This is a genomic window from Micromonospora sp. ATA51 (assembly GCF_016802855.1).
Classification (GTDB): domain Bacteria; phylum Actinomycetota; class Actinomycetes; order Mycobacteriales; family Micromonosporaceae; genus Micromonospora; species Micromonospora sicca.
The window spans coordinates 1-1,526 of record NZ_JAEVHJ010000645.1 but is presented as its reverse complement, the minus strand read 5'-3'; the positions used below and the strand labels follow the sequence as shown (position 1 = coordinate 1,526).

Genomic DNA, 1,526 nt, shown 5'->3' with positions numbered 1-1,526 from the left:
CCGCACCTACGGTTGCCAGGATGAACCCACCACCAGCGGCCCGACCAGCCCCAGCCCAACCACCCACCTCGGCGGTCCGAGGCGGAGCCTCACTGGTGCTCTGTCCACAAACGTTGGCCGGGTTGGTCGGGGTTGGGGAAATGTCGTAGGGCTGGTGTTGGCTTCGGTTCGTGCCTCGCCGTCGGGATCCGGCCTTGCCGCGGGTTGTGCATCGCACGGCCCGGGTTGCTGTGCGGGTGACGCCGGGGCAGCGGCGGCGGTGTTTCGGGCTGCTGCGCTCGGCTGGTGACGTGTGGGCGTGTGTGTTGGAGGTCAACGCGTGGCGCCGCCGCCGCGGCGGCGCGCCGCTGGTGGGCTATCAGCAGTTGTGTCGGGAGCTGTCCGGGTCGGGGCCGGGCACCTTCGGCGACCTGGACACCACAGGGGCCCGTTCGGTGTTGCGCCGGTTCTCGGATGCGTGGTTCGCGGCGGCGAAGCGCCGCACCGCCGGTGACCTGTCGGCCCGGTTTCCGCGCCGGCGGCGGGGGTTGGTGCCGGTGCGTTGGTATCACGGCACGTTCACCCTCGACGGCCGCCGGGTGCGGATCCCGACCGCCAGAGGCACTGCCCCGTTGTGGGTGCGTCTGGCGCGGGAGGTGCCGTATCCGGCCGAGCAGGTCCGCTCGGTCACCCTGCTGTGTGAGGGTGGCCGGCTGTTCCTCGACGTGACCGCCGAGGTGCCGGTGACGGTCTACCCGCCTGGTGAACAACCGGATCCGGGCCGGGCGGCCGGGGTGGATCTCGGGATCATCCACCCGTACGCGGTGGCCGGCCCCGACGGGGAGGGGTTGTTGGTGTCGGGGCGGGCGATCCGCGCCGAGCATCGCATGCACCTGGCCGACACCAAGGCCCGCCGCCGCGGCGTGGCCCGGCGGGCGCCGAAGCCGGGTGAGAAGGGGCCGCGGCGGTGGCGCAAGTACCGGCGTCGGGCACGCCTGGTGGAGGGCCGGCATCGGCGGCGGGTGCGTCAGGCCCAGCACGAGGCCGCCCGTAGCGTCGTGTCCTGGGCGGTGGAGCAGCGGGTGGGTGTGTTGCACGTGGGTGACCCGCGCGGGGTGCTCGACATTGCGGCGGGGCGGCGGCACCACCTGCGGTTGCGGCAGTGGCAGATCGGCCGGCTCCTGCAGGTCCTCACCGACAAGCCCACCCTCGCCGGGATCACCGTCCACCTGGTCGACGAACGCGGCACCTCGTCGACCTGCCCCGCCTGCGGAAGGCGGGTACCGAAACCCCGCGGCCGGACCTTGTCCTGCCGGCACTGCGCGTTCTCCGGGCACCGCGACCTCGTCGCGGCCGCCGGCATCGCCACCCGCACCCCGGGCGGCGGATCCACCACCCCGACAGCGGTCGTGCTGCCGGAGGTGGTCACGCACCGTCGAGCCGGCCGGCACCTGCCCGGTACCGGACGGTCCCGACGTGACCCCCGCCGCCCACCCCGGGCGGCGCGAGGATCAGTTGGCCCGCGGAGGCCCGCCCCACCCACAGGT

The 1,526-nt window shown here is 74.0% G+C and carries 1 protein-coding gene; it reads left to right on the top strand.

Annotation, left to right across the window (positions count from 1 at the left end):
- Positions 1-170 precede the first annotated feature (170 nt).
- Positions 171-1,526: transposase (locus JNW87_RS38615; protein WP_309234166.1), on the top strand; the 1,356-nt coding region annotated here is incomplete at its 3' end.